Annotated in this window: 8 protein-coding genes and 1 pseudogene; 2 read left to right on the forward strand and 7 right to left on the reverse strand. The window is 63.2% G+C overall.

Annotated elements, in window-relative coordinates; all coding sequences use genetic code 11:
- The 6 genes from VDP82_RS10200 to VDP82_RS10225 form a co-directional block, all read right to left on the reverse strand.
- Positions 1-669 (reverse strand): ABC transporter ATP-binding protein (locus VDP82_RS10200; protein WP_323014740.1); only part of this gene is annotated, 669 nt, incomplete at its 3' end.
- A 13-nt stretch (positions 670-682) separates the two neighbouring features.
- Positions 683-1,768 (reverse strand): Gfo/Idh/MocA family oxidoreductase, encoded by a 1,086-nt coding sequence (locus tag VDP82_RS10205; RefSeq protein ID WP_323014741.1) that lies wholly within the window; start codon positions 1,766-1,768, stop codon positions 683-685.
- Entirely contained in the window at positions 1,765-2,784 is a 1,020-nt protein-coding gene (locus VDP82_RS10210) for a Gfo/Idh/MocA family oxidoreductase (RefSeq protein ID WP_323014742.1), read from the reverse strand. The genes VDP82_RS10205 and VDP82_RS10210 overlap by 4 nt, the downstream gene beginning before the upstream one ends.
- Positions 2,785-2,787: 3 nt before the next feature.
- Complete coding sequence (locus VDP82_RS10215) at positions 2,788-3,561, reverse strand: carbohydrate ABC transporter permease (RefSeq protein WP_416347097.1); 774 nt, start codon at positions 3,559-3,561, stop codon at positions 2,788-2,790.
- 106 nt (positions 3,562-3,667) lie between these two features.
- The gene (locus tag VDP82_RS10220; RefSeq protein ID WP_323014744.1) at positions 3,668-4,615 is read right to left on the reverse strand and encodes a sugar ABC transporter permease; all 948 of its coding nucleotides are present in this window, start codon (positions 4,613-4,615) and stop codon (positions 3,668-3,670) included.
- Between the two features lie 3 nt (positions 4,616-4,618).
- Positions 4,619-5,911, reverse strand: a complete 1,293-nt coding sequence (locus VDP82_RS10225) for an ABC transporter substrate-binding protein (protein ID WP_323014745.1) — start codon at positions 5,909-5,911, stop codon at positions 4,619-4,621.
- 396 nt (positions 5,912-6,307) lie between these two features.
- Here VDP82_RS10225 and VDP82_RS10230 point away from each other — a divergent pair, with 396 nt between their 5' ends.
- On the forward strand, positions 6,308-7,231 hold the full coding sequence (locus VDP82_RS10230) for a LysR family transcriptional regulator (RefSeq protein ID WP_323014746.1): 924 nt from the start codon (positions 6,308-6,310) through the stop codon (positions 7,229-7,231).
- Positions 7,232-7,237: 6 nt separating this feature from the next.
- Here the strand turns inward: VDP82_RS10230 and VDP82_RS10235 are convergent, their stop codons facing one another.
- Positions 7,238-7,891, reverse strand: a complete 654-nt coding sequence (locus tag VDP82_RS10235) for a TetR/AcrR family transcriptional regulator (RefSeq protein ID WP_323014747.1) — start codon at positions 7,889-7,891, stop codon at positions 7,238-7,240.
- A gap of 195 nt (positions 7,892-8,086) precedes the next feature.
- Between VDP82_RS10235 and VDP82_RS10240 the strand changes: the two are divergent.
- A pseudogene (locus tag VDP82_RS10240) lies at positions 8,087-8,468 on the forward strand (gfo/Idh/MocA family oxidoreductase); the annotation flags it as partial.

Below are 8,468 nucleotides of genomic sequence, written 5' to 3' on the forward strand. Positions count from 1 at the left end.
GTAGAGGTCCAGCGGCGAGCCCACCTGCTCGATATGCCCGGCCCGCAGCACGACGATCTTGTCGGCCATGGTCATGGCCTCGACCTGATCGTGGGTCACATAGATCATGGTATTGCCCAGATCGTTGTGGAGCTTGGCGATCTCGACGCGCATGGCGACGCGCAATTCGGCGTCCAGATTGGAGAGCGGCTCGTCGAAGAGGAAAATCTTGGGCTCGCGCACGATGGCGCGGCCAATGGCGACGCGCTGGCGCTGGCCGCCCGAAAGCTGCTTGGGCTTGCGCTTGAGCAGCGGCTCGATCTTGAGAATCTCGGCGGCCTTGTGCACGCGCTTTTCGATCTCGGGCTTGGGCATCTTCGCCGTTTCGAGGCCGAAAGCCAGGTTCTGGTAGACATTCATATGCGGATAAAGCGCATAGGACTGGAACACCATGGCGATGCCGCGCCGGGCCGCCGGCACCTCGTTCATGCGCTGGCCATCGATCAGCAACTCGCCCCCGGTGATCGGCTCGAGCCCGGCGATCATGCGCAAAAGCGTTGACTTTCCGCACCCCGAAGGGCCGACAAAGACGGTGAATTCACCCGGATCGATGGTCAGGTCCACCCCGTGAATGACCTGGACATCGCCATAGGTCTTGACGATCTGGCGGAGCTCGATGCTGGTCGACATGGATGAGGAACTCCTAAGCGGCGCGGAACTGAGCCGGCACCCAGCTCTGGTAAAGCGGGTGGCCGGGGCCGAGGGGCAGGGCGACATCCTCGCCGCTGGCCGAAGAATGATAGAAGGCGGTGACCAATTCGAGCGAGCGGCGCGAATCGGCGCTGGTCACGGGCAATTGGCCACCGGTGACCAGGGCGGTGTGGAAGCGGCTCATCTGCGTCTGGAAGCGCGAGGGCACATAGCGCCAGTCCTTGAGCAATTCGGCGATGGCGGCGGCGGTCTCGGGATTGCGCGGCTGGATCTTCCAGGACTTCTCACCCGGATTATAGGCGGCATGGTCGCTTTCGAAGGTGACGTTTTCGAAGGCGAGGCGAATGCGCGTCATGTCGTCGGCCGAGCCCAGCGTGGCGGTGAGGCTGGCCAGAGCCCCGCTTTTCATCAGCAGCGAGGCCGAGATCGTATCCTCGACCTCGATGGGATTGACCCGGGTGGCGACGCGGCCGAAGACGCGTTCGATATCGCCCATGAGATAGGTGAACAGGTCGTGCGGGTGGATGGCGTGGCCCATGAGCACGCCCCCCAGTTCGGTGGCCCATTTGCCGCGCCAGGGCACGGCATAATAGGGCGCGTCGCGCCGCCACAGGGTTTCCACCGTGCCCATGAAGGGCTTGCCGGCCAGGCCGGAATCGATGATGGCCTTGGCCTGCTCGATGCCATCGCCGAAGCGGTACTGGAACACCGGCATCAGCCGGCCGGCCGATTGGGCCTCGGCGGCGATGACTTCGTCCACCTGGGCGAGCGAGCCCACCAGCGGCTTTTCGCAGATGACGTGCTTGCCGGCCTTCAGCGCCGCCATGACCATGGGATAATGCAGCATGGGCGGGGTGCAGATATCGATGATGTCGATATCGTCCATGCCCAGCACGGCGTCGAAATCGGTGACGCGGCGCTCGATGCCGAACTCATCGGCCACCGGGGTCATGCGCTCGATATTGAGATCGCACAACACCTTGACCTTGAACTTGTCGGCATTGGGCACATAGCCCTCGACGATATGGCTGCGCCCGATGCCGCAACCGATGACGGCGACGTTGAAAATCCGGTTCATTGCTGCCACTCCGTACCCCGTTCGGCCATGGCCTGCGCGGTCAGGGCCATTTTCATGGCATTATAGCACCGCTCGCGCGGCATGGCAGTTTCCGTGCGGTCACGCACATCGGCGAGGAATTGCCGGCCGAAAGGCAGATCGACCTGCGCGCAGTCGATATGCTCGACGCCCTTCTTGTTGACCAGGAAGAGATGATCGGTGCCGGGACGACCGGCGATGTCGATATATTTGCGCAGCTCGATATAGCCCTCGGTGCCCAGAATGGTCAGGCGCCCGTCGCCCCAGGTGGGCAGGCCCTCGGGCGTCATCCAGTCGACGCGGATATAGCCGGTGGTGCGCGCGGTGCGGATATGGGCATCGCCCACATCCTGCAGGCCCGGCCGGTCGGGATGGTGGCGGTTATGCACGCCGGCGGAGACCACCTCGCCATCGAGGGCATTGGAAAAGAACAGGAACTGCTCGAACTGGTGGCTGGCGATGTCGCAGAGAATGCCGCCATAGCGGGCGCGGGTGAAGAACCATTCCGGGCGGTTGTTGAGCCGCAGCGAATGGGGACCCAGGCCAACGGTATTGACCACTTCGCCGATAGCGCCGGCGGCGATGAGATTGCCCGCCTCCACGGCGGCCGGCACCTCGAAATGCTCGGAATAGAGCACCGAGAAGATGCGGCCGGTTTCTTCCTGCACGCGGCGGATATCGGCAAGCTGCTCGAAGCTGGTCATGCCGGGCTTGTCAGTCAGCACGTCCTTGCCATGCTGCATGGCGCTGATGGCGATGGCGGCGCGGTCTCCCGGAATGGCCGCGGTGGTGACGATGGCGATGGCGGGATTTTCCAGAATCTCGCGCGCATCGGCGACGCGGCGCGCCTCGGGATATTTCTCGCCAAACGCCTTGGCCAGATCATCCTCGGGGGAATGGAAGGCCACGAAGCGCGCGCCGGCGCGCTTGAGGCAATCCACCTGGCCGTAGATGTGGGCGTGGTTGATGCCGATGGCGGCAAATTGCAGGTCAGACATGGTTCAGCGTTTCATACCGGTTGTCGCTATGCCCTCGATGAGCAGGCGCTGGAAGAAGAGGAAGAACAGGAAGATGGGCACCAGGCTGAGCACGCTCATGGCGAAGAGCCCGCCATAATCGGACATGCCGGTGGAGTCGGTGAAGGTCCTGAGGCCCAGCATGACCGTGTAGCTGCGCATTTCGCTCAGATAGATCAGCGGCCCGAAGAAATCGTCCCAGGTCCAGATGAAGGTGAAAATGGCGGCGGTGGCCAGAACCGGCATGGAGAGCGGCAAGACGATCTTCCAGTAGATGCGCCAGGGCGAGCAGCCATCCATCTGCGCCGCCTCGTCCAGCTCGCGCGGCAGGCCGCGGAAGAACTGCACCATCAGGAAGATGAAAAAACCGTCGGCGGCGAGGAATTTCGGCACCACCAGGGGCAGGAAGGTGTTGACCCAGCCCAATTGGCGGAACAGCACATATTGGGGAATGAGGGTCACCTGATAGGGCAGCATCAGGGTGAGCAGCATCAGGGCGAACCAGAAGCCGCGCCCGCGAAACTCCAGACGGGCAAAGGCGAAGGCAGCCATGGAACAGGCCAGCACATTGCCGATGACGCTGAGAATGGAGATGATGAAGCTGTTGGTGAAGAACACCCCGAAGCTGGTGCGCAGCCCGTTCCAGCCGCGCACATAGGCATCCAGGCTCCATGCGGAGGGAATGAGGCTGGCGGAGGTGAAGATCTCGTTTTCCGGGCGGAAGGAGGCCGAGAGCATCCACAAGAGCGGATAGAGCATCAGCACCGAGGCGCCCAGAAGGCCAACATGGATCAGCACGGAGAGGATGCGGCGCTGGGTGGGGGAAAGCGTGCGCAGCCCCACCACGGTGAGCTTGTTGGGAGCATCAGTCATCGTAATGGACCCAATATTTCGAGGTGAGGAAGGAGAAGGCAGTGAACAGCCCCACCAGCGCCAGAAGCACCCAGGCCAGCGCCGAGGCATAGCCCATGCGGAAAAAGCCGAAGGCCTCCTGATAGAGATAGAGGGTGTAGAACAGGGTCGAATTGATCGGATTGCCGGTGCCGCCCGAGATGATGAAGGCGGGCGTGAAGCTCTTGAAGGCCTCGATGGTCTGGATGATGGCGTTGAAGAAGACGACCGGGGTGAGCAGCGGCAGGGTGATCTTCCAGAACTGGCGCCACTTGCTGGCGCCGTCCAGGCTCGCCGCCTCGTACATGTCCTGCGGGATCTGGCGCAGCCCGGCCAGGAAGATGATCATGGGCGAGCCGAACTGCCAGATCGAGAGCACGATCAGCGTCCACAGCGAATATTGCGGGTTGGAAATCCAGCTCGGCCCGACAATGCCGAAAATGGAGAGGAATTTGTTGACCAGCCCGTCGCCGGCAAAGATCTGCCGCCAGAGAATGGCGATGGCGACCGAGGCGCCCAGCAGGCTGGGCAGGTAGAACAGCGCCCGATAGAGCGGCAGCCCCTTGATGCCGCGATTGAGCAGCATGGCCACGGCCAGGGCGAAGGCGAGCTTGAGCGGCACCGAAAAGACCACGAAGAACATCGTCACCCGCATGGAGGCGGCGAATTTGGGGTCATTGGTGAACATGCGGATATAATTGTCCGCGCCGGCCCAGCGCGGGGCGGTCAGAAGATCGAAATGGGTGAAGCTGAGATAGAGCGAGGTGATCATCGGGCCCACGGTGAGACCGAAAAAGCCGATGAGCCAGGGCAGAAGGAAGAGATAGCCGGCGGCATCCTGCTGCCAGAAACGCCGCCAGAGCGATGGGGTGGCCGCGCGCTCCCTGGCGGGAGCGCCGGTGTTCAGGGAACGCGCGGTCATGATTTAGCTCGCCCGGTTCAGAATGGCGGTCGCTTCATTGACGAAGTACGGACCGGCATCCTCGGGCGAACGGGCGCCGAAGGCGACTTCCTGGCTGAGCGTGCGCAGCAGCGAGATGTCGATTTCACCGGCCGCGGCCGGCGGGGATGGCGGCAGCGGCCCGAGCAGGTCGCCCAGATTGGCCACGAAATTGAGGGCGATCTGGTTCTGCTCGTCCAGGGTCGGGGCCACGATCTCGCGGCTTTCGGGCAGGCAGGGAATGCCGCGCTCGACGCCCAGGATCTTGGCCGCTTCCGGATCGGCGATGAAGAAGTTGAGGAATTCGGCGGCCTTTTCCTTGTTGGCGGAAGAGCCGGCGACCGAGAAGAACATGGACGGCTTGCGATAGTGCCCGCCACCGACACCCGGCGCGATGCGCGGATAGCCGATCAGATCGAGGCGATCGGGCACCAGGGCCTGATAACCGACGAGCTGGTTGGAGTTGGTGGGCATCATGGCGGCATGGCCGGTCACCACCATGGTGGTTTCGAGCGGGCCGGTATCGAGCGCCTGGTTGTCCGGAGCGACGATGACGCCGGCGGCGCGCAACTCGTTCCAGAGCTTGAACCACTCGATCATCTCGTCGGCGCCGAAGCCAAGCTTGCCTTCGGCGGTGTAGAGGGCCAGGCCCTTCTGGCGCAGCCAGTTGTCCAGCATGGGCTCGACGCCCGAGCCGTCCGAGATCATCTTCATGCCGTTGCGGATATTGGCCTTGGCGAAAGCCTCGCCCTTGGACATGATGTCGTCATAGGTCCAGGCATTGGTCGGGACCTCGACGCCGGCCTCCTCGAAGGCCTTGGTGTTGACCAGGGTCGCGACGGAATTGGCGCCCAGCGAAATGCCGTAGAGCTTGCCGTCGACCTTGCCGCCATCGAGCTGGTCCTGATCGAAATCAGCCAACTTGAGGGCGCCGCCGACGAATTCGTCCAGCGGCGCGATAGCGTTGCGGCGGGCGTATTCGACGATATAGCGGTAGTCCATCTGGATGATGTCGGGGGCATTGCCGCCGGCGGTCTGGGTGGCAAGCTTGGGCCAGTAATCGTTCCAGGCGAGGAATTCGCCCTCGACGGTGTTGCCGGTGGCCGCCTCGAACAGGTCGCTGACGGCATAGGTGCGGTCAGCCCGGTTCTGGCCGCCCCAGAAGGTGAGGCGCAGGTTGGCGCCCTGGGCGAAGGCCGGCGCCACGCCGGCCATGCCGGCGGCCACAAGAGCCGAGCTGCCCATCAGGAACTGACGGCGATCGATACGAAGTGTCATGTGTGATTTCCTCCCTTGAACTTCGTCGCTACCCCAAGCTGGAGCAAGAGCTGGTGAATGGCCTCCCCGCCTTAAGTCACCAACTGGTTACATTGCCGCGCATGGGGGCATTCCTGTCGAGCGCCCACCACCGCGACTGCCGCATCGAGCGATGCGGGAAAGCCGTTCAAATAACCGGCCGGTTACCATCTACCACGGAGCCGCCCCGAGGCGCAATCTTCTTGTATGGAAGAAATGGCGACATGGAGAAACGGCGTTAGCAAACTCCGAAACATGGCACCGACCGCCTTTGCGCAGCCAGTCTCGACAAAGAGCATGGACCAGACTTGATCAAAAGAATAATACGAAATAGCCCATCCGATATAGAGAAAATCTATAACCCTGCGGGAGAGATTTTTGGACAAGCTGCTCAACCAGTTCCTGGCCGTGGCCGAGGCCGGCAGTTTCAGCGCCGCCGCCACCACGCTTTTCGTCACCCAGCCCACGCTCACCTTCAACATGCGCAAGCTCGAGGAAACGCTGGGGGTGCAATTGTTCATCCGCAGCCCGCGCGGGGTGGAGCTGACCGAATATGGCGAGACGCTCTATCAGAACGCCCGGCTGATGCGCCGGCTCTACGACAACACGCTGAGCACCCTGGCCCATCAGCGCGGCCGCACCGAAGAGGGATTGCGCATCGGCAGCGGCTATTCATGGTGGACCTTGTTCATCCGCGACATGGTGATCGAATATGCCCAGCGCTTCGACAGGGCGCGCATCCATGTCAGCCTGGGCAACCAGCTGCGCTGCATGGACCAGTTGCTCAGCGGCGACATTTCGCTGTTCGTCGCCCATGAAATCGAGGGGCTGAGCCGGAGCACCGGCGCGCGCTTCCTGCCGGTTTCGCGCGTGGGACAGGGGTATTTCACCCGCCAGGGCCATCCGCTCCTGGCCCGTCCGCGCAGCCTCATGGAAATCGAGACCTATCCGGCGGTGACCAGCTCGCTGCCGGAAGTGCGGCATCAGCGCTTTTTTGAAACCTGGGGCCGCTCGACTTCGGGCAGCGCGCCGTTCGATCAGGGCCAATATGCCTTCGCTTCAAATTCCATGGCGGCGTGCCTCGACTATGTGGCGCGCAGCGATGCGGTGATCGCCCATACCGAGGTGATGGCGGCCGAATTCGCGCGCCGGGGCCTGAGCCGGATCGAGGTGACCGAGCCCACGCCCCAGAGCCTGATCGGCATCTATGTGCTCGAAGAGCGGGCGGACGAGCCGCGCGTCGCCGCGCTGCTCGAAACCGTGCGGCAGGCGGCGGTGGCGGCGCTGCCGCCGCTGGACTGACAGGGGTCAGCCGGGCTGGGTGCGCAGATAGTCGATCACCATCTGCACCGCCTGGCCCTCGCGCTCCTGCACCATATCGATGGCGCTGAGGTCGCGGGCGAAGATGACCGAGAGCGTCGCCATATTGGAGACGTAGAAGAAACCCAGCGCGGCAATGGAAATGTAAAGCTGCACCGGATCGACGTCGCGGCGGAAAATGCCGGCATCGGCGCCACGCTCGAGAATGGTGCGGATCTGGCCCACCAGCGGTGAATGCAGGCCCTGAATATCGGGCAGGGTCTTGAGAAAGCGGGCATTCTCGATGTTCTCGGTGCCCAGAAGGCGCGGAAACCAGGGATTGGCCAGGAAATGGCGGAAGGTGAAGCGCACCAGCCGGTCCATGGCCTCGGCCGGGCCGAACTGGTCGAGCGAGAGCGCCCGCTCCCCCCGGCGGATTTCCTGATAAGCATCGAGCAGGACGGCGCGGTAAAGGTCTTCCTTGTTGCCGAAATAATGATAGAGCAGGCGCTTGTTGGCGCCGGCCAGCGCCGCGATGGCGTCCACCCGGGCGCCCTCGAAGCCGCGCTCGGCGAACTCGGCCCGCCCCGCCACCAGAATGGCGGCCTTGGTCTTTTCCGAATTGCGCGCCCGCTTGGGCGGGGCTTCAGGCTTCTGATCCATATCACCTCGCTTGGGCGAACGAGCCGGTTACCCCTATACGCCAACTTGAGCGAAAATATCAGCGCCTCCGCATGGGGTAAAGAAGCAAGTGCCATGCGCCTTTGGTTTAACCCCAAGGCAGGACGCTTGACGGGCACCCCCGGGCGGGTGTAGCTAAGTAACCAACCAGTTACACACCCGCAGGGAGATCAGGGAATGGCGGAACGGCGGATTGGACTCATCATGCACGGCGTCACCGGACGCATGGGCTATAACCAGCATCTGGTGCGCTCGATCCTGGCGATCCGCGACCAGGGCGGGGTCGCGCTGAGCAATGGCGACCGGCTGGTGGTGGACCCCATCATCGTGGGGCGCGACCGCGACAAGATCGAAGCGCTGGCCAAAAAGCACAATATCGCCCGCTGGGGCACCGACCTGGACGCGGCGCTGGCCAATCCCGACGACAGCATCTTCTTCGACGCCGGCACCACGCTGATGCGCGCCGGGCTGATCGAGCGCGCGCTGGCCGCCGGCAAGCATGTCTATTGCGAAAAGCCCACATCGGACGATCTGGACGTGGCCGTGCAGCTGGCCAAGA

Source organism: Devosia sp. (assembly GCF_034675085.1).
In the GTDB taxonomy this organism is placed as follows: domain Bacteria; phylum Pseudomonadota; class Alphaproteobacteria; order Rhizobiales; family Devosiaceae; genus Devosia.